The organism is Chitinivibrionia bacterium, assembly GCA_009779925.1.
Lineage (GTDB): Bacteria > Fibrobacterota > Chitinivibrionia > Chitinivibrionales > Chitinivibrionaceae > WRFX01.
This window is the reverse complement of sequence record WRAZ01000003.1, coordinates 1-24732: the sequence shown is the minus strand read 5'-3', so window position 1 is coordinate 24732 and position 24732 is coordinate 1. Positions and strand designations below refer to the sequence as shown.

The 24732-nt window shown below is 43.9% G+C and carries 22 protein-coding genes and 2 tRNA genes; 8 read left to right on the top strand and 16 right to left on the bottom strand.

The window, feature by feature from the left end:
• The first annotated feature begins 64 nt into the window (after nucleotides 1–64).
• Together FWE23_02010 and rsgA are read left to right on the top strand one after the other, a co-directional pair.
• Nucleotides 65–676 carry a hypothetical protein gene (locus FWE23_02010; GenBank protein ID MCL2844214.1) on the top strand — a complete coding sequence of 204 codons (612 nt, stop codon included), beginning with the start codon at nucleotides 65–67 and terminating at the stop codon, nucleotides 674–676.
• A 13-nt stretch (nucleotides 677–689) separates the two neighbouring features.
• Entirely contained in the window at nucleotides 690–1589 is a 900-nt protein-coding gene (rsgA, locus tag FWE23_02005) for a ribosome small subunit-dependent GTPase A (protein MCL2844213.1), read from the top strand.
• A 5-nt stretch (nucleotides 1590–1594) separates the two neighbouring features.
• On the opposite strand, the gene FWE23_02000 is transcribed toward rsgA, so the two are convergent.
• The 5 genes from FWE23_02000 to FWE23_01980 form a co-directional block, all read right to left on the bottom strand.
• Nucleotides 1595–1681, bottom strand: a tRNA-Leu gene (locus FWE23_02000).
• A gap of 14 nt (nucleotides 1682–1695) precedes the next feature.
• Nucleotides 1696–1782, bottom strand: a tRNA-Leu gene (locus tag FWE23_01995).
• A 13-nt stretch (nucleotides 1783–1795) separates the two neighbouring features.
• Complete coding sequence (secG, locus tag FWE23_01990) at nucleotides 1796–2173, bottom strand: preprotein translocase subunit SecG (GenBank protein ID MCL2844212.1); 378 nt, start codon at nucleotides 2171–2173, stop codon at nucleotides 1796–1798.
• A gap of 17 nt (nucleotides 2174–2190) precedes the next feature.
• Entirely contained in the window at nucleotides 2191–2946 is a 756-nt protein-coding gene (gene tpiA / locus FWE23_01985) for a triose-phosphate isomerase (protein MCL2844211.1), read from the bottom strand.
• 132 nt (nucleotides 2947–3078) lie between these two features.
• Nucleotides 3079–3795 (bottom strand): FHA domain-containing protein, encoded by a 717-nt coding sequence (locus FWE23_01980; GenBank protein ID MCL2844210.1) that lies wholly within the window; start codon nucleotides 3793–3795, stop codon nucleotides 3079–3081.
• Nucleotides 3796–3878: 83 nt separating this feature from the next.
• On the opposite strand from FWE23_01980, the gene FWE23_01975 reads away from it, so the two are divergent.
• The 3 genes from FWE23_01975 to FWE23_01965 are packed head-to-tail and all read left to right on the top strand — an operon-like array spanning nucleotide 3879 to nucleotide 7611.
• Entirely contained in the window at nucleotides 3879–4895 is a 1017-nt protein-coding gene (locus FWE23_01975) for a hypothetical protein (GenBank protein ID MCL2844209.1), read from the top strand.
• Entirely contained in the window at nucleotides 4896–7340 is a 2445-nt protein-coding gene (locus FWE23_01970; protein ID MCL2844208.1) for a hypothetical protein, read from the top strand.
• Nucleotides 7341–7344: 4 nt separating this feature from the next.
• A complete protein-coding gene (locus FWE23_01965) occupies nucleotides 7345–7611 on the top strand; it encodes an EscU/YscU/HrcU family type III secretion system export apparatus switch protein (protein MCL2844207.1) in 267 nt (88 codons plus the stop codon).
• Nucleotides 7612–7747: 136 nt separating this feature from the next.
• On the opposite strand, the gene FWE23_01960 is transcribed toward FWE23_01965, so the two are convergent.
• The 10 genes from FWE23_01960 to FWE23_01915 form a co-directional block, all read right to left on the bottom strand.
• The gene (locus FWE23_01960; GenBank protein MCL2844206.1) at nucleotides 7748–9169 is read right to left on the bottom strand and encodes a hypothetical protein; all 1422 of its coding nucleotides are present in this window, start codon (nucleotides 9167–9169) and stop codon (nucleotides 7748–7750) included.
• Between the two features lie 28 nt (nucleotides 9170–9197).
• Nucleotides 9198–10436, bottom strand: a complete 1239-nt coding sequence (locus FWE23_01955; GenBank protein ID MCL2844205.1) for a TonB family protein — start codon at nucleotides 10434–10436, stop codon at nucleotides 9198–9200.
• 1 nt (nucleotide 10437) lies between these two features.
• Nucleotides 10438–10935: a biopolymer transporter ExbD gene (locus tag FWE23_01950; GenBank protein ID MCL2844204.1), complete on the bottom strand. Its 498-nt coding sequence runs from the start codon at nucleotides 10933–10935 to the stop codon at nucleotides 10438–10440.
• Between the two features lie 15 nt (nucleotides 10936–10950).
• Entirely contained in the window at nucleotides 10951–11904 is a 954-nt protein-coding gene (locus FWE23_01945; protein MCL2844203.1) for a hypothetical protein, read from the bottom strand.
• Nucleotides 11905–11936: 32 nt separating this feature from the next.
• Nucleotides 11937–12572: a MotA/TolQ/ExbB proton channel family protein gene (locus FWE23_01940; protein ID MCL2844202.1), complete on the bottom strand. Its 636-nt coding sequence runs from the start codon at nucleotides 12570–12572 to the stop codon at nucleotides 11937–11939.
• Between the two features lie 54 nt (nucleotides 12573–12626).
• The gene (locus FWE23_01935; GenBank protein MCL2844201.1) at nucleotides 12627–16391 is read right to left on the bottom strand and encodes a tetratricopeptide repeat protein; all 3765 of its coding nucleotides are present in this window, start codon (nucleotides 16389–16391) and stop codon (nucleotides 12627–12629) included.
• A 155-nt stretch (nucleotides 16392–16546) separates the two neighbouring features.
• Nucleotides 16547–17398 carry a 4-(cytidine 5'-diphospho)-2-C-methyl-D-erythritol kinase gene (gene ispE / locus FWE23_01930; protein ID MCL2844200.1) on the bottom strand — a complete coding sequence of 284 codons (852 nt, stop codon included), beginning with the start codon at nucleotides 17396–17398 and terminating at the stop codon, nucleotides 16547–16549.
• Nucleotides 17399–17407: 9 nt separating this feature from the next.
• A complete protein-coding gene (locus FWE23_01925; GenBank protein MCL2844199.1) occupies nucleotides 17408–18016 on the bottom strand; it encodes a hypothetical protein in 609 nt (202 codons plus the stop codon).
• Nucleotides 17967–18473 (bottom strand): hypothetical protein, encoded by a 507-nt coding sequence (locus tag FWE23_01920; GenBank protein MCL2844198.1) that lies wholly within the window; start codon nucleotides 18471–18473, stop codon nucleotides 17967–17969. Before FWE23_01920 ends, FWE23_01925 begins: the two co-directional genes overlap by 50 nt.
• A gap of 9 nt (nucleotides 18474–18482) precedes the next feature.
• The gene (locus FWE23_01915; GenBank protein ID MCL2844197.1) at nucleotides 18483–18734 is read right to left on the bottom strand and encodes a hypothetical protein; all 252 of its coding nucleotides are present in this window, start codon (nucleotides 18732–18734) and stop codon (nucleotides 18483–18485) included.
• Between the two features lie 180 nt (nucleotides 18735–18914).
• On the opposite strand from FWE23_01915, the gene FWE23_01910 reads away from it, so the two are divergent.
• Entirely contained in the window at nucleotides 18915–20972 is a 2058-nt protein-coding gene (locus FWE23_01910) for a cation:proton antiporter (GenBank protein ID MCL2844196.1), read from the top strand.
• A 3-nt stretch (nucleotides 20973–20975) separates the two neighbouring features.
• Nucleotides 20976–21713, top strand: a complete 738-nt coding sequence (locus FWE23_01905; protein MCL2844195.1) for a class I SAM-dependent methyltransferase — start codon at nucleotides 20976–20978, stop codon at nucleotides 21711–21713.
• An 18-nt stretch (nucleotides 21714–21731) separates the two neighbouring features.
• Here FWE23_01905 and FWE23_01900 read toward each other — a convergent pair whose 3' ends face one another.
• Nucleotides 21732–22943, bottom strand: coding sequence for an AAA family ATPase (locus FWE23_01900; protein MCL2844194.1), 1212 nt, complete (start codon nucleotides 22941–22943; stop codon nucleotides 21732–21734).
• Between the two features lie 213 nt (nucleotides 22944–23156).
• Between FWE23_01900 and ffh the strand changes: the two genes are divergently transcribed.
• The gene (gene ffh, locus FWE23_01895) at nucleotides 23157–24497 is read left to right on the top strand and encodes a signal recognition particle protein (GenBank protein MCL2844193.1); all 1341 of its coding nucleotides are present in this window, start codon (nucleotides 23157–23159) and stop codon (nucleotides 24495–24497) included.
• Nucleotides 24498–24732: the final 235 nt, after the last annotated feature.

Sequence of the window (24732 nt, the reverse complement as noted above, 5' to 3'; positions counted from 1 at the left end):
TCTGCAAAACCGCGTAAAATTTCGTATATTTATGCAAGAATATTAACTAATAAAGGAGTTTTTTATGAAAAAAGCAGTAATTGCATTGATTATTTCAGTATTTTTTACCATTAGTTTCGCACAAAGCGCGGCGGATTTTCGCCAACGTGCGATGACCCAAAGCACCGTTCATTTCACAACTTCGGACGGAAGAGTTCAGACTGCGGACTTTTGGCAGTTAAAATTAGGAAGATTTGAAGTCGATTTGGTGCGCAGATTTCCCGGTGAAGGCGACGTAGCAGTAAACGGAAACGTAAACATTATGTTTATGTCGGGCGGCTACCTCGAAGGAAACGGCTTCGGCAACCGCGGAAGAATAAATTCCACAGCCGAATTTGCGGTAAGACGAGACGGCGGCTTCCAAATGGTTCGTCAAGAAGCGATAGAGTACATTTTCTTCGGCGGCACACGCGTAAAACTTATTGACGGCGCAGGCGAAGAAGATTTGTATATCTTCATAGAAAACGACCAGAACATCTATCGGGCGCGCGATTTTACTTTGGCTATTTTTGTTAACAACAGAGCAACCCGCGAACTCGAACTCACCAACGACATCGAAGGTATCACGGCGATAGCCTTTACCGCCGAAAGAGCGAGAGCAGGTCATCGCGCGACAATGGACGAGCTGAACAGATAATCGCGCATTATATATGAGTTTAACACTTGGACGGGTAATTCAGGAGCAAAAAAACTACTATTTAGTGGACATTGCAAAAGAAAATCCCGTCCGCGCAGTCCTTAAAGGCGTTGCCAAAGCAAAGCAAAAACGAATAGCTGTCGGCGATTACGTAAATGTAGAAATATTTGACGGAATTGCCGACAATGCCATAATCCGCAATGTTCGCGAAAGAAAAAACTTTTTACCAAAACCCCTTATTGCAAATATCGACAATGTTTTTTTCATAAATTGTTTTATAGACCCTGTCTTGGATTTGTCTTACATCGACAAATTTCTCTTTTGCGCCGCCGTAAAAAATATTCATACAACTATTGTTTTTAACAAAATAGACATTTTGTCTGCCGAACAACTCGAAAATTTACAAAACATAGCACAAATTTATAAAAAAATCGGTTATGACGTTTTACTAACAAGCAAAGATGACGCAAAATCAATAGAACAAATAAAAGATGTCGCAAAAGACAAAGTTTCGGTTTTTGCAGGGCAGTCGGGTGTCGGGAAGAGTTCAATTATGCAGATTTTACTTCCCGACGAATATTTTGCGGTGCAAGAATTGTCGCGCGCACTGCTTCGCGGGAAAAATACAACTTCGCACACATCGCTTCTGCAACTTTCAAACGGCGGTTTTGTAGCAGACACACCGGGATTTTCGGTTTTTGAAATGCCTGAAATAAAGCCGCAATTTGTAGCTTCATACTGGAACGATTTTGTCGAAACCCTGCGAAATGCACCTTGCAAATACTCAAACTGTTCCCACAGAAACGAGCCGAATTGCAAAATAATATCCGCCGTAGAAACTGGAGAAATCGCCGAAAGCCGATATATGAATTTTATAGCGATTTTTGAAGAAATGAATAAGAAGAAGTATTAAAAAAATGGTGCGGACAGCGGGACTTGAACCCGCACAAGGCAATCCCCACAGGATCCTTAATCCTGCGTGTCTACCAATTCCACCACGTCCGCATTGTTAAAAAAAATGGTGCGGTCAGCGGGACTTGAACCCGCACAAGGCAATCCCCACAGGATCCTTAATCCTGCGTGTCTACCAATTCCACCACGACCGCACAAAAAACTCATTTATTCTGCGCTCTCTTCCTGAACAGGAAGCATCGGCATCTCAATCGGCATAACTGGATTAACGTTAATTTGCTGTGTTGCCGCGCCTTCGCGCTCCACAACAGCCCGCACACCCGAAGCCGTAGTCGTCAGATTACCTCTGGCAACATAAAGCGTAATAATAAGGGTCAGCACAAAAAATGCCGCCGCAAAAATTTTTGTTCCGCGCGTTAAAATGTTTTCGGCATTCTGCGAACCCAAAAGCGAGTTTGCAGTAGCGCTTACTCCGCCGCCGATTGCGCCCGAAATACCGCCGCCCTTATCGTCTTGAATAAGCACCAAAAATACCAAAATCACGCACACAAGCAAAAACAAAAAGACCATAAATCCAAACAACATATATTTTTTCCTTCTTTTTACTGCGGGATTACCACGCCTTTGAACTGCTCGGCTTTAAGCGAAGCGCCGCCGATAAGTCCGCCGTCAACATTATCTTTTGCCAACAATTCTTTGGCGTTTTTCGGGTTCATACTGCCGCCGTATTGAATAACAAGCTTAGCCGCCAAATCTTTATCGTACAATTTTTCCAACTGTTTTCTTATGAACAAGTGAACTTCTTCCGCTTGCTCGGGTGTGGCAGTTTTGCCCGTTCCGATAGCCCATACAGGCTCGTAAGCGATAACCGTGTTAAGCGCTTCTTCTTTTGACAAACCGTTATATGCGCCGATAATTTGCTTTTCTACAACTTTTTCGGTAAAGCCGTTTTCTCTTTCTTCGAGCAATTCGCCTACGCAGATTATAGGTTTTAAGCCGCCCGCAAGTGTTGCTTTTGCTTTTTTATTTACGGTTTCGTCGGTTTCGCCGAAATATTGTCTTTGCTCGGAGTGCCCTACGATTACGTATTCGCAACCAACGCTTTTAAGCATAGCTACCGAAATTTTTCCTGTGAATGCGCCGCTTGCTTCCCAATGAACGTCTTGCGCGCCGAGTTTAATTCCGCTTCCTTTAATTGCCTGCGCAACAGCCGACAAATTTACATAAGGAGGGCAAACCGCAACTTCTACATCGCCTCTGTCTTTGCATTCCGCAACAACACTTTTTGCCAATTCAACCGCTTCTTCAACAGTTGTGTTCATTTTCCAGTTGCCTGCGATAAATATTTTTCTGCTCATCTAAAAAATCTCCGTTAAATCTTATTTTCCGACCGCAAAAATACTTATTGCCGCAAACAAGAAGCAAGGCAAATTGAATGTTTAGCCGAAAAAAACTTTTTTTTACATTTTGCGCACGATTTTTGGCGCTTTTTAGTCTGCCTTTATCTTGAAAGTAAACACGCAGTTTCCAATTTCTATCCGGTCTTTGTTCTGCAAGACGCATTTACTCACTTTGTTCCCGTTGTGCTTGAATTTCTTCCCTTGAATTAAATATTCACCGTTATTTATTGTAAGCTTTGCTATGTTTTCGGAGTCAAAAATGCCGCTCGCCACGTAAAAATCGTCTTCGGGAACGCTTCCAAACATCATAGTACGCTTGTTTATCGGATAGATTATCTTGTTATTGAGTTCTATCAAAAACGCTTTTACTACGATTTTTTCGTCATCTGTTTCGCTATCCGATGAGACTTTCGAGAAAAACATACCGTCTTTACTTGAAAGAGTGGCGGATGACAAATTGTCGCCGCTGTCTTGCAAATCTTCGCTGGCAACTTCCACTGCAACAGGCGGCTCTCCGACAAATTCCAAAGCTATGGTAAATTCGCCCAAAGTGATTTTTGCACCGCTTTCAACTCGCATATTGGTTATTTTTTTGTCGTCTATAAAAGTTCCGTTAGTAGAACCGAGGTCATCTACAAAATACGCCTTTTTGTCCCAATCATAACTGATTTGAAGGTGTTGGCGCGAAACTCCCATACTGTTAATCGGTATGTTATTGTGGGGCAAGCGCCCGACGGAAACAGGCGATTTTGAAAATTCGTAGGTCTTAATCAACTCCGCATTGTGATAAACAATTGCCTTTATCATAAAAACAGGTCCCCCGTATAAAAAGTCATAAAGTATATTTAATATAATAAATGGCAAACAACTTTTACAAATCGGAGTGAATTTTGTTGGAAAAAGAAGATATTTTTATAAAAACGGCATTCGTCGCAGTAGTTATTTTGGCGCTTGCGACTGTTATTTTTGCGCAAATCCCCCGCTACAGTTTTGAAGAACGTCAAAGGCAGTTGGACTCATTGGAATTTCTTCAGCAAGAAGCGATAAGAAGCGGACTGCAAGACAACTTTGTCGCTGAAATGAGGCAATTACAGGCGATAATAAAAACGGAAATAGAGACAAGCAGGCGCGAACAGAGAAACGGACAAACGCCGACAGCGTCGCGAACTCAAACAGCAATTGCCGCAAATTTTATAGAAAACGCATACAATTCTTTTATGGGACGACCAATTCTTGACAAACTGATAATAGGAATGGGCGCGCTCGCAGTCCTTGCCGCAGTATTTTTAATTTTTACACGGCTCTTCCTTGCAATTTTGCCAAAAGGCAAGAAAGCCCCCATAAAAAAACAAGTTGCGCCGACAAAGCCAAAGCAAGAAAAGAAGCAAGCCGCACCTCCGATGTCGTCGAAAATTGTACCGCCTCCCGCACCGCAAACACCGCCGACTTTGGAAACCGCAATTTATTCGTTAAGGGAACTTGCAAGCAAATATCCGTCCCCGCCTGCACCGACAAACACAAAAGTCGAAGATTTGCTGAAAATAGACATATCGGCGCCGATAAAACCCCAAGAGCAAACAAATGCGGAAATCCCGCAACCAATTCCACAGTCATTTGAAATTGAAATGCCGAATGCGAGCGTTATTCCGCCCCAAACAGTAATGCCGCCAAAACAGGAGGCAATATACGAGGCGCCGAAACCGCAAACACCGCCGACTATGCCGAAAATCGAAAGTAAGCCGATACCGACGCCGCAACAATCCAAGCCACCGCGCGCGTTAGAAATAAGAAACGAAATAGTGAGACGTTTCGACGCAAATGAAGACATCGGTAAAATAGCGCAAGATTTAAAGATGAGCAAAGACCAAGTCGCAATGATTTTGAGGTTGGCAGACAGGAGGGCGTAATTGAATTTACAAAACATAATTCCTCAAACAACATTGCATAAAATCGCAAATCTTGCCCAAATGCCTCAGGAAGAGGGCGGCAATACTGCTAAAGTGCAAGAGCAAAACACGACAAAACCGCAACTTCCGCAAACTCCGCAAGAAAGCCAAGCCGCACAACCTGCGCAGACACAAACGCCCAAAACCGCAGATACCGCCCTGTTGTCTTCGCCGCAGAATAAAGAAGAAATGATGCAACTTCTCTCAAAAATTTTAGCGAAAACTCAAGGAGGCGAGGGAATGGACGCGACGATAAAATCCGTATCCGTCGAAAAACTTGCGTCCATTGCGCAGACTGCCGTTAAAAACGCGGAAAATTTTGCAAAACTCGCTCAGGAATTGACTGCGCAAATAGAAAAATCAAACCTCTCCCCCGAAGAAAAAGAATTGGCGCGCGCAATCCTAAAAGAAGTTGAAGCGATTTTGCGAAAACCATCGCCGAATTCCCAACTTTTGCAAAACGCAAACGCCTTGCCGAAAAACATTTCGACGGAAGAGATTTTCAAATGGACGGCAACGCAAGTAAAGGCGGGCAACTTGTCGGCGCGTGATTTTTTTGCCGTATCACAATTTTTGCTGGGAAATGAAACAATTAGCAACGGCGAAAAAACCTTCACCCAAAACGCTAACACTAATGTAGGGGCAGGTTTTAAACCTGCCCAAATGCAAAACCAAACGCATATTGCAGAAAATCAAACAGTGGCGAACTATAATAGGGCAGGTTTAAAACCTGCCCCTACGCAAAACGACAAAATACCCGTATTTATAAAGCAAACCGAGGCAAATATCAGGGCGAATATTCAAAATTTAATTCCGCTTACGCAAAGCGAAGGTATAAAAAGTTTGCTTACTGAAATTTTATCATCGCCTCAAAGGGATAATGCCACATTCTCGTTTGCAAAAATTGAAGGAAAAATCGGCGGTGGCGAGACGAAATTTCTCCCGCTTGTGCTTCATACGCAGTTTAACAGCGAATTTTCTGCAGTTTTACAAAAAAACTTTCCCGAATTTTCAAAAGAATTGATAAGCGACACGGCAAACATTATAAGAACAAGCCCAAAACCTATAATACTCTCGCAAGAAGTTATTGAAAATTTGAGAAGCATACTGAAAAGTTTTACGGAAAACACAGCGCGCCCCGAAAATACCACGCAAACCGAAAGTGTTATACGCCCGCAAAATGCGCAAAACCTGAACACTGTTCAAACAACAAATGCGCCAGCTATGCCAATTCCTCAATTTATACAAAATGCAATCCCCACACCAACCGAAACTCAAAATGTGAGTACGCCTTTCTTACAAAACACAGCAAATCCCATACAAACACCCCAACAAATACTACAAACGGCAGGTGGCTCAGCCGCTTCAGCCGCGACAATGTGGAGGATTACGCCTTCTGTTTTGTCTGCGTTATTGCAATATATTGCGGAACCGAGCAAAAATGACGCAATATTGCAAAATTTTAAAACATTGTTTGCCACAGAAAAAAGCGTTGAAAATATTACTGCACAAATGCGAGAATTTATAAAAAGCAAACCCGATATTTTGTTGAAAGAACTGATGCAGGTTAATTCGGAGGCAATAACAACCAGAATTGCGGCACATAACAAACCCGAAATTTCTTCTCCGCAAATTTGGGGACAAATGCAAAATACTCTGGAAAAACTTGATAATATAGAAAACATATTGAAAAATCCTGATATTATATTCAAAAAAGAAAACCCGGTAGATTTTCTTATGGCAAAAATCGGAATTTTGCAGGGAGCGATTAAGCAAGAAGAATTGTTGCGCAGAGAAAAACAACCGCAAATGGAGGAAAACCTGCGAAACGTCCTGCGTGAAATTTCAAGCCAAATAAAAGAAGCGGCGCAAAAATTACAGAATTTGCCGAATTTGCAGGCGGACGAAAAATTAAGCGAAGCATTTTCACGGCTGAGATTGTTGTCCAATTCCGTAAACGAGCTTTCACAAAAGATTGATTCCGCAAATTTGCTCGCAAACAAGGTCGATATTACCACAGGAAGAAGCGAACAAACCGTTCTTATTCCTGTACAAATCGGCAATGCTTGGATACAAATGGAACTTCGCATAAACAAAGACGAAAAAGACGGACAGGAAAAAAAAGGCAAAAAACAAGCTAACGAAGTTGAACTTACAGTCGAGTTGGAAAAAGGCAATACTGTTTCGGCAAAGGCAAACTTAACCTTAGAAAAACAGTTGCAGGTCGCAATAAATTTCACTAACGAAAAAATGCTTGAATATTTCAAACTGAATTACAACGAATTTTACAAAGCGCTCGAAAGTATCGGTACAAAATCGGTGCGCGTCAGTTTCAACAAAAAGATTGAAGAAGAACAAAAAGTTCAGAGCGCAGGTATAAAAAGCAACATTGATATTACGGGGTAAAAAAATGCTTAAAAAAGAAGCAAAAAAATCAGTAGCCCTCCAATACGACGAAGAAAAAGACGTTTCTCCGAAAGTCGTTGCAAAAGGAGCGGGAAATGTTGCCGAAAAAATAATAGAAAAGGCAAAAGATAACGAAATTCCGATTTACGAAGACAAGGCATTGGTCGAAGTTTTAAGCGAAATAGAGTTAGACCGAGAAATCCCGCCCGAACTATACAAAGCAGTAGCCGAAGTTTTAGCGTGGGTATATAAAGCGCATAAGAGCATATAATCGTAGGGGCGTATTGCATACGCCCTTATTTTTATTATTGTGTTTTAATTGGGCGTATGCAATACGCCCCTACAAGAAAAAAACAGGAGCGAAAATTCGCTCCTGCATTTTTTTCTGTAATCTCGTTTCCGATTTCTCAGAACGCAAATACTGCGCTGACACGGCTTGCAAGATACGGATTTCCGCCACTTGAAAACAAGCTCGTGAAAGTATAGGGAAGGTTTTGAGCAATCGTGAAATCGATTTTCAAACGATTTTCAATATTTACACCCATACCAAGAGATACGTGGTCAATATCATTGGTTTCAACCCAACGAGAGCCTTGGTTGCTACCGAATGATTCTTTTGCAAGAAGTTTTGCACCGCCGACACGAAGAATAAACCAGTCGGTAAGAACGTTTCTTTCAATACCGAAACCAATTTTTCCACCCATCATATCTTTAGAACCAAATCTCGGCATATCGCCGTCGGCTATTATGCCGTCACGACCAACATTACGTACTTCACCGCTGAGCAAAGCGTGAGATTTGCTGTTATACAAACCATAAAAACCTGTCCAGAAGAAACCGCGGTCGATGTTTACGTTAAGACCTACACCTGCGCTGAAATTTACAAGACGCTCATCATCGCCGTAGTTTACTATATCCGCACGCAAGCTCGGCACAAACGCACCGTTAATTGCGGGAAGGTCAGCAAACATACGAACATCTACGTGTACACCAACGTCATTATCCGCAACACGGTGAAATCTGTTCACGTCTCTTGGTATTGATCCATCTTCTATCAAAGCACCTTCTAATGTAAGGGTAGAGATACCAATTGACGCATCCAAATCAACACCGTCTCCTATCGGAGTATTCACACCGATATTTCCCTTAATAAATCTGTTTGTTAAGTCGCTCTTGTTGAGTTCGGCTTCTCCAAAACCACTCACGTTTGCAATCAAATGGCGCGGCGCACCGTTTTGAAACGCAATATATGTACCCAAACCTACAGTAGTTCCATTCGGAAGAGTTTTAGAAAACATCAAGTCAACTTTTCCAAGGAACTCAATATCAGACGGACTATACAAAATACCATCTGCTCCGGCTCCAAATGGATTGCGACGAACAACTGTGATATCTTCTCCTGCAAAAACCAAAGCTCTGTTATGTGGCTGTGGAACAGTACCCGTTCTGACAGTTCTCAAACCCAACTCGTTAATATTGAATGCTACAAGATTAAGAGCGGAATCCACTCTGTTAAATGTTGCACCGATAGTAAACTTACGTTGGTCTTCCTCTCTTTGTCCGAAAGAAATAGCACCGCCGAAAAACGGTTGTTCGGGACGCCAATCTATACCGCTTTCCCACTCACGATTTGGGGTTCTTGTAATACTTCCATAAGAACCGTACATAATATTGCCGAACAAGCCCATATTTGCCGGATTTCTGTGGATGGACATCTCGTCCATAAAGAAGCGGTCGGTACCGCCCATCGTCTCAATTCTTGCATCTGTTGCAAACGCCACAAACGCAATTCCTGCAAGCGCTACCCCTGCTACAATTTTTTTAAACATACTAAAACAAACTCCTTCTTAAATTTTTTTAATTCGGTGTAAATACAAACGGGTATTCCACTTCCGTCACGTCTCCCGGGATATTTATTCTCCCGAAGACCCAACTTCTTATTCGGCTCACTACCGTTTGCTCAAAAATATCATCACCAATTGTTGAACTGACCAACTGGGCGTGAATAACATTCCCAAATTCGTCAATTGCCCATTTTACCGTTACACGACCCTGCATTCCGGGGTTATCTCTGAGACGCTGGTTATATGCGTGTTGCAAGCTAGCCATATTTTGGCGCACAACCCGCATAATTTCCGCTCTCGAACGACCGCCCGTAAGTCCTGCTCCTGTCGCCGCCGCCGGTTCTCTTACTCTTACTTCGGCTCTTCGCTCAAACTGCATATTGCCGCCTCCGCCGCCCATAAGACCTGCCAAGCCGTCAACACCGCCCGTTCCGCCGCCAAAGCCCGACCCCATACCGCCGCCAAAACCGATACCGCCTGCACCTGCACGACCTGTACCGCCTCCGCCGCCTGCCTGAAGTCCGCCTGCACCCGAAATAATAGCGTCAATACCCGCGGCAAAACCGCCTTGACCTTGAGCACCCGCAACGTTAGTCGCTACCGCACCCGACAATACTCCCAAAACGCCCTGACGAGCAATTCTCGACCTCGGGTCGCCGCCACCGCCTGTAGGCGCGGCAGTTCCCTGACGTTGTTGCGGACGTTGCTCTTCACGCTGTGGAGTAGGAGTAGGCTCAGGATCCGGTTCAGGTTCTCTGATTGCTTCTCTTACAACTTCCGCCATTGTAACTGTATGCTCTCTGATATGTCTTTCGTAAAAGTCCACAGCAACAATTTCTATTTCAAAAATTACTGCCATATACCAACTCAAGAAAATACCGAGAACAAAAAGTATCGGGAATATAATCTTAGTCTTTTTGGAATCGTCTTCGACTTCAAAGATGTCGCCTCTCGCGTTAAGCATCTTTACGAATTCGTCTTGCGAGCGAACTCTGCCTTCGTCTTCTTCCTCGTCCTCGTCAAGGTCGTCCAAGTCAATCGACTGAACTTTCGCTCCCAACGCCTCGTAATTTGCACGAAGTTCTTTTGCGCGAACTCTGTCAAAATTTCTGCCAATGGAAGTCCACGCCTGCGAAGAAAGCGACTCTGCTACTTTTTCCGAGGATGCGCCCGACGATTTCACGATTTCAGCAACAACTTTGTCGAGAATATCTTTTTCGGTAATCCTCTTTAATTTTACTTGATATGCCATATTATTGCTCCCTCATCATTACCGCGAACCTCATTCTACTGAAGCCCTGTCTTCCTGAAACCGTCATTACTTTATACATCACGTTCAAACCTAAATTCTTATCGACCTGAACAATGACGTCATCCCTCACCTCAGTCAGCGCGCCTATTCTCACCAATTCTATTTGTTGCGACATTTTTTCTCTCAAAGCTATGTCAAGCGCGGTATTGGTGTCCGCCATAAACTCATAGAAATCTCTTGACGCAAGCGCTCTGGTATCTTCTATCGCAACGTTGTCAACAATAATAGCATCCTCGGTAACCGCTATCTGAAACGGCAAGTCCACCGGTCTTTCGTTCGATATTGAGTTAGGCAACTGCAAGTTATCCGCGTTGGTTAACATAGAACCATCCGCCGAAAAACTTTGAAGAAGGAATAACAACAAAACTGTCATTACGTCCATCATAGCCGCCATATTCATCGGCACTTTCTTTTTTGGTTTGATACTACGTCTAGCCATCGTTTTCCTCCTTTCTTAGTCCTGTCCTTGTTCTCTAAATCGCGCTATGGAAATATTGGTGAGATTTGCACTCCTTGCAACGTCCATAACCTGAATTATTTTGTCGTAGATAATGTGGTCATCAGCCGCAATTATCACGTCATCTCTGTCGTCAACATCGGGAAACCGCTCACGAATTTGCACCAAAAGCGACTTAAGCAAGTCGTAAGCCGACACAGGGCGTTTTTCAAAATCGTCAAGATTTTCGATAGTGATTAAACGTCTGTTCGGAATTTCCGTTGCACCTTCTTCGGACGCATCTCTGACTCCCAAAACGGTTGTAGAAAACTGAGTGGTAAGCGAATAAACCTGCATACCGACTTCCAAGTTTTCGATAATCATACCGTTTTCCTGCACAAGTAAGTCATTACCGTCATATACCACTCTGCCCGCCGCATCACGTCTCGGAATAGAATAGTACCCCATAACAGGCGTTGTGAAATTCATTGCTTCGGAATCATCCACATTATAAGCAATCAAACGAATTTCCGTTCTGTCCTGTTTCGCAAATGGTATTCCCAAAAGCGGGTGAATAGGCATATTAGCGTATTGCCCGGTCCTTCTGTCCAATAATCTCGGGTTAAATTCCACGTCTCTGAGTTCAAAGCCGTCAATTCTTGAGCGGTAATCGTGAAACTCCCTATATATAATCGACGGAAGAACAAAACCGTCTCTTGCGCCTACGGTAATCGCAGAGTCCGAAACCATAACCGTAAGAATGAGCTTGTTCGGCTCCTCTTGCGGCTGTTCCGACTGTGTCGATTCCGTTTGTGAGCCGCGACCTCTCGGAAGAGAAATATCAACAGTCGCCATTCTCGCAAACTCAGCCATAGACAACAATACAGGGATGAGACAGACCATTAGAGCCATAAAAATGGTCAAATCTAAATCGTCTGCATCCCTTACTCTTTTTCTTATCTTATTTGCCATAGACAAACACCTTCTTTCTTTAAAAGGTCCGCTTATGCTTCAATAAGATTTACTAATTTTGCCGTTTTTTCATCCAATTCGGAAAGAACTTTATCTGACCTTGATGAAATAATCGCCTGAGCAATAATCAAAGGAATAGCGCACGTCAAACCGAAAAGTGTCGTTGACATAGAGATAGAAATACCTCTCGCCAATTCTGTCGCACGCTGAGCCGCAGGAGCGTTCGCCACCGCGTCAAACGACATCATAAGACCGAAAATCGTTCCCATAAGACCAACCATCGAAGCAGTATTACCGAACATAGCAATAATGTTAACGTTTTTGTTGATATTCGGAGCATCGCCCAAGAAAACCTCGTCGATAGCCTTTTGGATTTTCTTTGAACCTGCATCGCGGTTTTGGATAATAATTGAAACTGCTTTTGCAAGCGGCATTTTGGGTTTCGACTTAGTATATTTAAGCGCCTCATCCCACTTTTCCGCTTTGATAAAACGCTGTAAATCTCCCATAAATTTTTCGGTATTACCTGCAGTGAACCACAAATAAATCACTCTTTCGATAACAAAGCCAAGTCCGAAAAGTCCCATAAAAAGTATCCACACCTGAGCCCAAGTACCGCCGTTTTCCGGTTTGAACCCTTCCCACACAAATTGTAAAAACAATTCCATTTTAAACCCTCCTAAGGTTAGTTATTAGTTTATTTATTGTATCCATTTTCTCTTTTAATTCAATCCAAGTTGTCTTCTGAGTTCCGTTATACGAGCCGCCTCCTGAGCCGTAGCTCTTTCCGCATTTGTTCTGCGCGACGCCAAAGAAGACAATTTTTCGCTGACAGTCATATTGCTTGCAACTATGCTGTTTATAGCCATCATCGCTTGGTCGTGTTCGCTACGCGCTTCTCTTCTTGCAAGTTCAGCCGCTGTAATCACGACAAATCGACCGTCTGCTCTCGCTTGAGCGCGTTCTGCGTTCAAATCCACTTCCGCCTGAGCAATCTCGCCGAAAGAAAAGCCTGCAAGTTCAAGTTCCGCCGCCAAAATGCCGATACGTCCCTGAATGCTGTCCGTCCACTCGTTTTTGCCGACAAAAAGCGCCGTAAGATTGTCGATACTGTTTACAAACACGGGCAACGCCTGTTTTACAAAGTTCAAGTAAAACTCTTCGACCATATCGATAAACGCCATTTCTTCTTCTTCGTCCAAGCCTCTGGGCATCGGCGTATTACGCACCATTGTTCCCGCTTCTTGGAACGCATAACCTTTCATAAACCACATTTGCGACAAGTACAATTCCGCATCATTCACAAATGACGCCTGAATACCCGCCTCACGAGCAAACTGAACCGCTCGGGCAAAATTCGTTATAGCCTCGTCGTAGAACTGATGAACGCCACCGCTCAATATCTGAATTCGTGTTCCCATCTGAACGTCGTTGTTTCCGAAAAGCGTCTGATTACGGAAAGCGTCTGCATACGCTTTAGAAGCGAGACCAACCGACTGTATTGAGCGAATAGTCCACTCGGCAATAGCCAAAGCCGCCGCGCTCATATATGTTTCCGCAAGTTGCTGGAACGACTCCTGTTTTCTTCTTGCCGCCGCCTCAACATCACGCTGATTTCTTCCCGTCAAAGTCATCTGTTCAAATCTTGAACGCTGAATTTCCGCCAAGTTGAAGAATGCTATAGCGCCGTCCTCATTTGAAAGCGCGTCGCTCTCTCTGAAACGTGCAAATATCTGCGTTGCCAAAAGGAAGTTCTCTTCCGATTCAGGCATTCTTCCCAAATCTCTGAATGCACCGCCCGCTCTGTTCAACGCCTTCATTTGGCTGTCGCGGTTAGATGTAAATCTGCGTGCATAACTAACAAACGCTTCCGCCATTCTGACCAAATCGCCCATTTGCTCGTAAGCAAGACCGATTGAGAAATAACCCGACGGTGCAAATTCGCTTTCTACGTATCTTGTTCCCAAAATTGTATAAACCTCGATTGCTCGTCTGAAGTTTTGCGCTTCTTCGTAAGCAAGACCTGCGTTATACAACGCCTGAGGTGCCTGCGCGTCTGTCGGGAACATTCTGAAAATCTGATAATACATATCTCCCACGGTTTCGAGCTGACCTGCGCTTCTGAAGTAGCCTGCCGCAACGCCGAGCGCACCGATGGAGAACTCGGACTCATTAACCGTTTGCGCCGCTAATCTCATAATTTCACCGGCTTCGGTAAACAATTCGGCTTTTGCAAAGTTTTCACCCGAACGAACAAATGCTCTCTGAACAAGTTCGTGTCTTGGGAACCTTGTCGGAAATTCTCTGAAAATCCGCGCCGCCTGAGCCGCAGAATCCGCGCCTTCAAAAGTTACCGCCGCCTCAAACCAACCGAGAGGCGCAACTGTAGAAGCAGGGTATCTTACCACTATTGTCTGGAATTCCGCCGCCGATTGCGCAATTTGCCTGCGTTCTCTCATACGAGTTGCTTTTTGGAAAATTGCCGCCGCCGACAAATCCACGTATGTTTGCAGAAGCTCCGGGTTGTTTCGGGTTCGAGCTATAAGAGCATCGTATTTTGCAACCGCTTCGTCAAATTGTTCGTTTCGGGCGTAAGAGTCAGCCGCAAGCTTGGTCGCCTGTCTCCACATTGCCGTATCTGCCGCACCGTAAGCCGCAAGAATTCTATGCGACATTGAAATCGCTTCCACGTAATTCGAGCCGTCGAAGTGAATGCTTGCCGCCGCATAAAGCGCTTCTGCCGCCTTTGCGTCCTGCGGGAACCTTTGTTGGAATTCGCTTATTGTAGTAAGCAATCTTCTTGTTATCGGAAGCGCATACGCTTGCTGTTCGTTCAAACTTCCCTGTGCAATCTGCACTCTGCGTAAAGTGTCAAGCGCAACAACCGCGCCCCAACCTGCGTCTCCCTGAGAAATATTTATCGGAGATGTGCGAGCCGCACCTTCAGTTCTCATTCTTTCGATTTCCGCCGCGCTCATACCGATAGTGTCAATGTCCGCTCTGAAAACAGGGAATGACGCCAAGTTTGCAAACGCGACCAAATTGTATCTTACAGCCGCGTCTTCAAAACGTCCGACCGCCATAAGCGCTTCTGCAAGGTTAAAGTTAAATTCGTAAACCATCCACAAATCTTGCGGGAAGTCGCGTATAACTCTTTCGTAGGCAACAATCGCTTTTTCATAGTGTCCTCTTGCAACTTGCGGATCTGTCGCTTGTTGAGCAAGGGCGTGATGATAAACCGCAATGGAGCCCAACGACTGTTTTACCATATCCTGAGCAACCGCCAAAGCGACCGAATTTCCTCTGTTTGCCTGAGCCCAAGGAGTGCCGGGGCTGAAACGTTCAACCAATCTTTCGCGCGCATTGTTTGCGTCAACGGGACGAGTACGAATAAGATGAGCGCTCACTATGTTCATTTGCGCTCTCGGAGCCTCCGCAAAGTTCGGGAAACGCTCTATCGCTCTGTTAAGCGCTACGATTGACTGTTCAAATTGTCCGTGGTCAAAGTTTCTCATACCTATTCTGAACAGAATTGTATCTTCAAAAGGACGCGCTCCCACTCTTGCAAAATAAGCGATTGCCGCATCCGCGCCGTTTGCCATATCGGAAAACGCTATAGCCATATTTTCAATTGCTTCCGAGCGAAGTTCGCAACGGGGAAACTCTCTGCGCGCACATCTGTCCACGTATTCGCCGTAAAGATTAACCGCTTCGTCCAAGTCGCCGCGGTTATGATGTATTTCCGCACGTCTGAAATGCGCCATCTCGCGTATGTCGGGCGTAATGTGTTCGGGATTTATCTGATTAAGGTGATTGAGTGCACAGTTAAAGTCGCGAAGGTCGCCGAAACAAATTTCTGCAATTCTGAAATGCGCCGCCGAAGCACGACGGTCATTCGGATACCTTCTGACAAGTTGCTCAAACGCCGCTCTTGCTCTTGTAAGGTCTCCGTCAATCATATATATGCCGCCGATTTCAAGCCAAGCCATAGGCGCTCTGTTGGTACCGTTATATCTTTCCGCTACAGTCTGAAACGTACGAAGCGACCTTTCATAATTAGGTCTGGGCATTACAGGTCTCGGTCCTACACGCGCTCTTTCCCAACGAGCAAAATCAATTTCATATTGACCTTGCGCCCTGATAAATCCGTCTCTCTCATCCCTGTAAAGACCTTCCGCAACAGAATAAAGCGCGTCCGCACAACGCTGACGACCGCCTCTTGCGTTCTCACCGACGCAACTTCTGTCATAAAAGTCCTGCCACTGAGCGATTGTCTGCTCGGTTCCCGCAATGGGACCTACCGCCTGCTCAATTCTTGCTTCCTCGCGAGCGCGGTCTCTCTGCATTTGCTCAAGCCTCCGCTGAAGCTCCTGACGCTCTCTCTCTCTTCTTTCTGCTTCTCTGTCGCGTTGCGCGTAAATATCAGTCGCAGAAAAAGCAAGCACCAAAAGTGCCGCACAAAATCCCAAAAACCTAACATTTTTCATAGTATAGCAAACTCCTCATTTTTATTTCACACCTTCAAATTATTTGTTGTTGCATATTTTTTCGACAAACTTACTACACAACAAACATAATATATACACACTCTCCAAAATTTGCCTGTTTTTTTTTAACAGTCCTGTTTTTTTACTCTTTTCTCCTAAACAAGAGAACTCGCCAACACCGCATTCTCAAATTCGGCGCCTGCGTTTTCGGTTGTATCAATGTCGTCAAAAATACCTATTACAGTAGAACCCGACCCTGACATAACCGCCGCGCTTGCACCATAATCCAAAAGCTGTTTTTTTATATCAGCCAAATTTGGGTGCGACAAAAATACACTTTGCTCAAAATCATTATGGACATTTTCTGCGATTTTTTGCATTTTTCCTGTTTTCAGCGCAAATTTTAACTCCGAGGTTTTATTTATATTTTTTCCGATTTTTGTGTAATCAATCCTCGAATATGCCTCTTGAGTAGAGACTCCGAACTGCGGAACTACAAGTAAAAAATGAAGTTTTTCGCAGATGTTTTCTATCGGATACAAACGTGCGCCCGCCTCGCTGTCAAACGCTGTTCCTCCGTAAAAGTAGAAAGGAACGTCCATTCCGAGCTTTCGCGAAAGTTCGATTTTCCGCTCGATTTCAACATCAATCTCCCACATTTTAAACAAAAGCTTAAGCGTTTCGGCAGCGTTTGCGCTTCCGCCTGCAAGCCCGCCCTGAACAGGAATTTTTTTGTCTATATGAATAGACGCGTTCTGCTTTATTCCGAACTCTTTTTTAAGCAAGATTGCCGCTTGCCAGCAAATATTATTTTCGTCGCACGGGACTTGCGGATTATCGCAGAAGATTTTCATCTCGTCGCACTTTTCTATGGTTATGGTATCGCCCAAGTCAATCTGATGTTTTATTATGCCGAGTTCGTGGTAGCCTGCGAATTGACCTTGCGTAAGTTTTTTGACAATATCAAGCGCAAGCGTTATTCGAGTGTAAGAAATTCCCTGTATCAATTTTGCTCCTCAGTTTAGTTCTACCCATTTCCAGATTTTCCAAATTGCGTTTGCTTTTCTCATAGCGAAAACCTGTCCGTTTATATCTATAATATATTCTTCGCCGCGCATTCTTATTCTGATTTGCGACGAACTTGTTCTCACCAAAGCCGAAAGCGTGTCTGTCCCTTCCACCTCAAAAAGCATATCTCTCACCACAAACGGCGACAGAAACACTATTTCATCCGCCAACCTGAACATATTTCTGTGAATTCTGTCTTCATCCGTCCAGCTTAACTCGTGAAACCACAGATTAGACGGCAAAAAATTACTCGGCGGCAAAAAACTGCTCGGCATAAAAATACTGTCAATTTGCACTAAAGGAAGCGTGCCGAAATTGACCAAACTTGCCGTATGTCCCGCAAACTGAGTGTATGACGCATATTGAGCGGTAGAATAAATCAATCGCACAAAGGCGTCGATGTCCTTTTGTTCGTATGCTTCACGCAAAAGTTGAATTGTACGCTCGGGCGAACTCGGCACAATCGGCGGAGGCGTCGTCTGCGGAAAAAACGGATTAAAGCAGGCGTTAATTACCGAAACTGCCGCCAAGAGTAGGATGGAAAAAAGAAATCTCATCTAACTCCCTCCATTCTGTTATTTGCCACCTGAAATCCGTGCGCTCCACGGTAATTCTGACCCTGCCCGTTTCTACGTGCGCGGAATTTGGCGAACTTATTGTAAACGTGCGTACGTTCAGCGTTGTAGGTCTGTCCGTAAATATCGGCTCGCTACCCGACGCTTCCCAGCGATATTCTGTTGCATCGCCCGCTTCTCTGTTCATTGTTCTGAGACGCGCGACAAACATTTGAGTAGAAAACGAGTTTAGCTCTGCATCTATAAATAAATTATTGCTTACTCTAAACAAGTCGCTGTATTCGTTAAACGAAAATTGCTCGCCTGTTCCCCAAAGAATTTGGCTTAAATTAAGATGGTCAACAAAAAATACGCCGCCGGGTTCTTCCGCCTCTTGGGGAATAAAAAGGCATCCCCCTAAAAAAACGCCGACAAACGCAAGCAACAAAAGTTTTCGCACTAAGCGCTCCTACTTAACGCCGCCGACTAAATGCAAACACTCGGCGCGGACAGCTTCCATTCCCGCAACCGTTCCCATGATTCCCGTCTCGGCAACCTGCCCTCTGCCCTCTTGATCATTTTCGAGGCGAACGTAAAGCACTCTGAGTTCCGCTTCAATTTCTTTGAGCGTTTTTACGGGATTTTCCTGCGCCTTGTCATGCCAATAATGGAACTGCGCGTCAAAACATTCGTCATACTTTTCCTGCAAATACTTTTCCATAAAATATACAAGTCCTTTCTTTTTTTAGAGCAAATATACTATTTTTTCGTCAAAGGTTGCGTTTTTTGTCGCAACTTGTCTTAACATTATAATATTTTACCTTAGGATTACTTCAAATAATCGCATAAAACGGAGGAAAATCTGGAATCGCCCTCTTTACTCGACGGCATTTTGATAATTTTGTCGCTAATAACAATTGCGTCTCTCTCTTGGGTCGTCCTTAAAAAATTGAAATTCTCTTATTCCATAGGGCTTGTAATAGTCGGGCTTATAGTCGGCGTTATTGCAAACGTTTATCAGGGACAACTGAATTATGTGGGCATACGCCTATCTTACGACGTGGTTTTGTATCTTATTCTTCCGATATTGATTTTTGACGCCGCGCTGAACGTAAACAGCAAGGTGCTTTTCAAGAATATGGTACCGATAGCCCTTTTATTGGTTGTAGGAGTTTTGGTTTCGGCTTTTGTTATCGGCGGGCTTTTAAGCTGGACCATGGGTTTTTATTTCGGCGCAATGCTCTTGTTCGGAATAATAATTTCTGCGGTGGACCCCGTTGCAATTCTTGCGCTTTTTAACGAAGTCGGCGCCCCCAAGCGGCTGCGAGCTATTATAGAAGGCGAATCGATGTCGAACGACTCTACCGTTATCGTTCTTTTCAGCATAGTTTTGGCTCTCACTTACCACACGCCCGATATAACGTTGAGCATTCCGACCGAAATTTTGCGTATGATAAAGATTTTATTTGGCGGAACAGCCGTCGGCATTGTAGTAGGATTTGTAGGCGCTTTCTTTTGCAAAATGGATAAAGACGGACGGGAATATCAGATTATTTTGAGCATAATTATGGCGTATTCGTCTTTTATAGGCGCGGAAACGCTTCATCTTTCGGGAGTTATGGCGGCGTTAAGCGCGGGCGTTGTGTTTTCGCTGAAAGCCGAGGATGTTATAAGAAGAAGAAACCGCGAACAGGTCGAAACATTTTGGGAATTTTTTACGTTTATCGCGAACAGTTTCATATTCTTGCTTATGGGCATAACGCAGGCGAATATTTTTATTGAAAGCCAATTTTCCGCTCAGGCGGCAATCGCAGTTCCCGTCTCAATAGCAATCCTGATTTTCGCAAGATATCTGAGCGTTATGACTTGTTTTGTACCGTATAATTTCTTTGTGCGAAAAAGACGTCCCGAATTGCGTATTCCGCACAGTTATTCGCTGATTTTTACCTGGGGAGCGCTCAGAGGCGCGTTTCCCGCGGCGCTTGTTCTTACAATTCCTCTCGATTATCCGCTTCGCGATATTATAGTGCAATTGACTTTTTCCTACATCCTGTTTTCGCTTTTGGTGCAGGGAACAAGCGTGAAAGAGCTAATGAAAAAACTAAAAATAGAGCCCGACGACCCCGATATTGACGAATCTACCTGCAGCAGAAAACTGTATTCTTTCCCGAACAACGGAATTGTGGACTTAATAATTTCCAAAGTCGTAAAGCACTGCGAAGAAGAAGGTTTTTATGTGCGGACAAAAACAATAGAAGAGTATCCAGACAAAGAGCATATTAAAGAATATGTTATGAAAATGCGGGATAATTTATTTCTCTTCAGAGTGACAAACCACCACATAGAAGTCCTTGCCGACCAAGGAGACATTTCTTACGCAAACACAATAATATACGAAACGATTATCGAGTTGAATCAATCGCTGTCTTCAATCGTCGAGGTTATGAAGCCCGACAGCATAAACCAAATAATTCGCGAAGACGACGAAGACAACGAAACAAATTTTGATTTTATGAAGTATTTGTGCAAAAATTGTATGGCTGTCCCGCTGATTAACAATGAAAAGAACGCCGCCATACGCGAATTAACCGACATAATGCAAATAAACGGCAAATTCGCAAGCAGGCAAGACGTTTTCGACGCGGTTATCGAGCGCGAAAAATCAATGTCCACGGGGCTTGGCGAAGGCGTTGCTTTCCCTCACGCAAGAACGGACGCGGTAGAAACAATCTGCGCCGCAATAGGCATTTCGCATAAGGGAATTGAATTTGGCGCAATCGACAAAAAGCCCGTTTATATTGTGGTGGTAATTTTATCGCCGACCAAAGATTGCGCGCCGCACTTGCAGTTTTTAGCCGAAATGAGCAAGGTTTTATCGAAGCCCGAAGTTCGTGAAAAATTCATAAACGCGAAAAACAACGACGAATTATACAAAATTTTAGAAGAAAGAGATTGGTAAAAGATGAAACTGTTTCCAAGCAAAAACATAACTTCTGCAATAAATTGGGCGCTCGACAACATAGTTCCGCCGATTTTGCGGGATAACAAATTTTTCATGTACCCTTTAATGTACGCCGCCTACGGAAAGCAGACCGAAATTCTGCTTGATTTCAAGGAAAAATTCCCGTTTATGAGCGACGAAGAGCTTTCGCTTTGTTATCAACAAATTATGAATGTCCCCGTAAACACAAGAAAATCCGACCTGCATACAAAATCCCTTAACTGGATTACAGATAATCTTGTAAGCGGACTTCTAAAAGGCAATTTCACGTGCTTTGACGCCTCCTGCGGAAACGGATATTTGCTGAAACTAATCGCAAAGAAATACCCAAACATAAAATGCGGCGGCGGCGACATTGCTCCACGAAAAATCGACGACAAAATCGAGGTCTTGGCAACCGACATAACAAATTTACAGCACCCCGACAAACATTTCGACATAGTTTTATGCACCCACACTCTGGAGCATATTCGCGACCCGCAAAAAGCGCTTGAGGAATTGATAAGAATTACAAAAAAGCGACTTATCGTAGTAGTTCCGCAACAAAGAGAATACAAATACACCGTAGATTTACACGTGAACTTCTTCCCCTATATGTTCGATTTCAAGCGGTTTATTGTCGGCGGAGGAGGAGGGTATTTAAACGCGAAATTCTTGAAGCTTGGAGGAGATTTGCTTTGTTGTGTTGATATGGAGTGAAAAAAACGGAGTTTTTACTCAAAACAAATGCTCAATTTTCCCCGCAATAAATTCTTGCCACGGAATCCCGTCCGCGCCGACAACCAAAGTCATTGCTTCGGGAAAATGCTCTTTGAATTTGGCGAAATTACTGAAATTTTTTATTTTTCCGCTACCGCTTTTTACTTCTATCCCGAGCACTTTTCCATTATACTCAAAAACGAAATCGACTTCGTAAGTATGCCGCCCCTCCGTTTCGCGCCAATATCGGATTTTTCCGCCGTTCAGCCGCGATTTTTCCGCTATCAAATGCGTTCCGACCGCGCTTTCCACAAATCTTCCCCACAAAGCGTAATCCACAATGACTTTCGGATACGTCAGCGAAGTAAGGCAACAAAGCAAAGATTGGTTATGCACTTGAAATTTCGGAATTGAGCTTTTTTGAATTATATCTTTCTGCGTGTATTTTTGCAGACCACAAACAATTCCCGCTTCATCCAAAAGCTGAATATAATGCGAAAGAGTAGTCGTATTTCCGACATCGTTTACGCCGCTTAAAAGTTTATTATACGAAATTATCTGAGAACTGTAAGAAATTCCGATGTTTGCTAATTGCCGAAGCAGAGCGGGTTTATTTACTTTAGTTAACTGCAATATATCTTTGCTTACAACCGACTCTATTATAGAATCGCGAATGTACTCCTTAAATCTTTTTTCGTTGCCTATAAGTTTAATCGCCCCCGGATAAGCGCCGAAATAAGCGTATTGTTCGGGAGTAAAACCAAAGGTGTCGCGCATTTCCGAATACGACCAATGCCCCAAGACATTCAGCTCAAAACGCCCCAAAAGCGATTCCGACAACCCTTGTTTAATAAGCACTCTTGAAGAGCCTAAAATTATAACTTTTATGTTAATATTATTGAAACTGTCGTTATCCCAATTCTTTTTTACAAATTCGCTCCAATTGTCTATTTTTTGGATTTCGTCAATAATCAAAAGCGCCTCGTTCGCTTGATTTAACTTCATAGTTTTACGAAGCGCTTCCCAAATGCCGTCTATCCATTCGCCGTTAGTATTGGCGACGGAATCCGCCGTGTGATACTGCGAAACACCTTTGCACAAAGCCAAAACCTGTTTGCACAAAGTAGTTTTTCCAACCTGCCTCGGACCGACAATCACCTGAATAAGATGTCTTTTTTCTTCTATTCTGCTTAAAACCTGCTTAAGCAAGTATCTCGTATTTTCGCTCATTTTCACCCTCCCAAACTTGTAAATTTTACTCAGTGCACCTGCAAATTTTACTCAGTGCTCCTGTAAGTTTTACTCAATATACTATATTGCAAAGTCTAAAAGCAATGGAAAAAAGTGTTTTTTATCGAAAATTTACGTTCCTGTGTGGGGAATTTAGTATTTTGAGGACAATTTTAATAACCAAAAAACAAAAAAAGGGCGGCAATCGTTGCTATGTTTGAAGATTTAAGTAATAAACTGGAAGAAATCGTTAAAGGTATTCGTGGGTCGGCGCGAATTACCGAGGAAAATATAAGCGAGGCGATGCGCGAAGTTAAGCGCGCCCTCCTTGAAGCCGACGTTAATTTTAAGGTCGTTAAGGACTTTACCGCAAAAGTAAAAGAAAAAGCGCTCGGAGCGGACGTTGTTTCGGGCGTTAATCCGGGGCAGATGTTCATAAAAATCGTAAACGACGAATTGACCGCTATTTTGGGCGGCGCCGCGCGAAAAATTGTTTTGCAACAAAATAAAACCAACGTAATTCTTATGGCGGGGCTTCAGGGCTCGGGAAAAACCACGCACTCCGCAAAATTGGCTCTGCACTTCCGAAAAACGGGGCACACTCCCCTATTGGTCGCCTGCGATATTCACCGTCCCGCCGCTATTGACCAGTTGGAAACCTTGGGAAAATCGCTGAACATTCCCGTTTACAGCGAAAGAGGCGTTTCGGCGCAGACTATTGCGAAAAACGCGCTTATTCAGGCGGACAAAAACGGCAATTCCATAGTCATTGTCGATACTGCGGGTCGCTTGCAAATCGACGAAGATATGATGGACGAACTCAGGCAGGTGAAAGACATTGTAAAGCCCGTAGAAGTATTTTTTGTCGCCGACGCAATGACCGGACAAGAAGCCGTAAACGTTGCAAATGAATTTCACAAACAAGTGGATTGCACTGGAATAATTCTGTCGAAAATGGACGGCGACGCACGCGGCGGCGCGGCTTTGTCGGTTTTCAGCATTATTGGCGTTCCGATTTGCTATATCGGTGTCGGCGAAAAGCCCGACGCGCTCGAACTTTTTTACCCCGACCGTCTTGCCTCACGAATTTTGGGAATGGGCGATATTGTATCGCTTGTCGAAAAAGCGCAGTCAGTAGTGGACTTGGAAAGCGCGGCGGATTTGGAACGAAAATTCCGCAAAAATCAGTTTACTTTGCAAGATTTTTTAGACCAACTGCGCCAAATTCAAAAAATGGGCTCAATAAAAGATATTCTCGGAATGCTTCCCGGAATCGGCAAGCAACTGTCAAACATAAACATAGACCCCAAACAGTTTAAGCACATTGAGGCGATTATTCTTTCGATGACGATGAAAGAACGCGTAAATCCCGACATAATAAACGGAAGTCGGCGTTTAAGAATTGCCAAAGGAAGCGGAAGAAACGTGCAAGAAGTGAACAAACTGCTCAAACAATTCGACCAAATGAAAACAATGATGAAACAGATGGGAAAAATGGGCAAAGGCGGAAAATTCGGCGCAATGCAAGGACAGATGAAGAAGTTGGGGATGTGAGAGCGTTTGCTCGTTAATTTTTCCTGTTGAAGTCTATTTATCTCAAATTGTTTTCTGTTTGTTTATTGAAAAGCGAGGGAAAGATATTCCCCCCGCTTGTTGAATGTTAAGCCGCTAACTTTGCTGCTTCTCTCTGTTTTATTTTTTTGTCTGCAATAATTGCGCAAATGCCAACTATAAGACCACCTGCGAATGTTCCGCCGCCGAGTAAAATAAATCCCTCCATTACTTACCC

What these genes read in the sequence shown, in the direction of transcription:
- secG (MCL2844212.1), bottom strand. Translation starts at nt 2,173, where the DNA reads ATGTTGTTTGGATTTATGGTCTTTTTGTTTTTGCTTGTGTGCGTGATT.
- FWE23_01940 (MCL2844202.1), bottom strand. Translation starts at nt 12,572, where the DNA reads ATGGAATTGTTTTTACAATTTGTGTGGGAAGGGTTCAAACCGGAAAAC.
- tpiA (MCL2844211.1), bottom strand. Translation starts at nt 2,946, where the DNA reads ATGAGCAGAAAAATATTTATCGCAGGCAACTGGAAAATGAACACAACT.
- FWE23_01955 (MCL2844205.1), bottom strand. Translation starts at nt 10,436, where the DNA reads ATGGCATATCAAGTAAAATTAAAGAGGATTACCGAAAAAGATATTCTC.
- FWE23_01900 (MCL2844194.1), bottom strand. Translation starts at nt 22,943, where the DNA reads ATGAGCGAAAATACGAGATACTTGCTTAAGCAGGTTTTAAGCAGAATA.
- FWE23_01945 (MCL2844203.1), bottom strand. Translation starts at nt 11,904, where the DNA reads ATGGCAAATAAGATAAGAAAAAGAGTAAGGGATGCAGACGATTTAGAT.
- FWE23_01905 (MCL2844195.1), top strand. Translation starts at nt 20,976, where the DNA reads ATGAAACTGTTTCCAAGCAAAAACATAACTTCTGCAATAAATTGGGCG.
- FWE23_01925 (MCL2844199.1), bottom strand. Translation starts at nt 18,016, where the DNA reads ATGAGATTTCTTTTTTCCATCCTACTCTTGGCGGCAGTTTCGGTAATT.
- FWE23_01935 (MCL2844201.1), bottom strand. Translation starts at nt 16,391, where the DNA reads ATGAAAAATGTTAGGTTTTTGGGATTTTGTGCGGCACTTTTGGTGCTT.
- FWE23_01980 (MCL2844210.1), bottom strand. Translation starts at nt 3,795, where the DNA reads ATGATAAAGGCAATTGTTTATCACAATGCGGAGTTGATTAAGACCTAC.
- FWE23_01915 (MCL2844197.1), bottom strand. Translation starts at nt 18,734, where the DNA reads ATGGAAAAGTATTTGCAGGAAAAGTATGACGAATGTTTTGACGCGCAG.
- FWE23_01950 (MCL2844204.1), bottom strand. Translation starts at nt 10,935, where the DNA reads ATGGCTAGACGTAGTATCAAACCAAAAAAGAAAGTGCCGATGAATATG.
- ffh (MCL2844193.1), top strand. Translation starts at nt 23,157, where the DNA reads ATGTTTGAAGATTTAAGTAATAAACTGGAAGAAATCGTTAAAGGTATT.
- FWE23_01965 (MCL2844207.1), top strand. Translation starts at nt 7,345, where the DNA reads ATGCTTAAAAAAGAAGCAAAAAAATCAGTAGCCCTCCAATACGACGAA.
- FWE23_01960 (MCL2844206.1), bottom strand. Translation starts at nt 9,169, where the DNA reads ATGTTTAAAAAAATTGTAGCAGGGGTAGCGCTTGCAGGAATTGCGTTT.
- FWE23_02010 (MCL2844214.1), top strand. Translation starts at nt 65, where the DNA reads ATGAAAAAAGCAGTAATTGCATTGATTATTTCAGTATTTTTTACCATT.
- rsgA (MCL2844213.1), top strand. Translation starts at nt 690, where the DNA reads ATGAGTTTAACACTTGGACGGGTAATTCAGGAGCAAAAAAACTACTAT.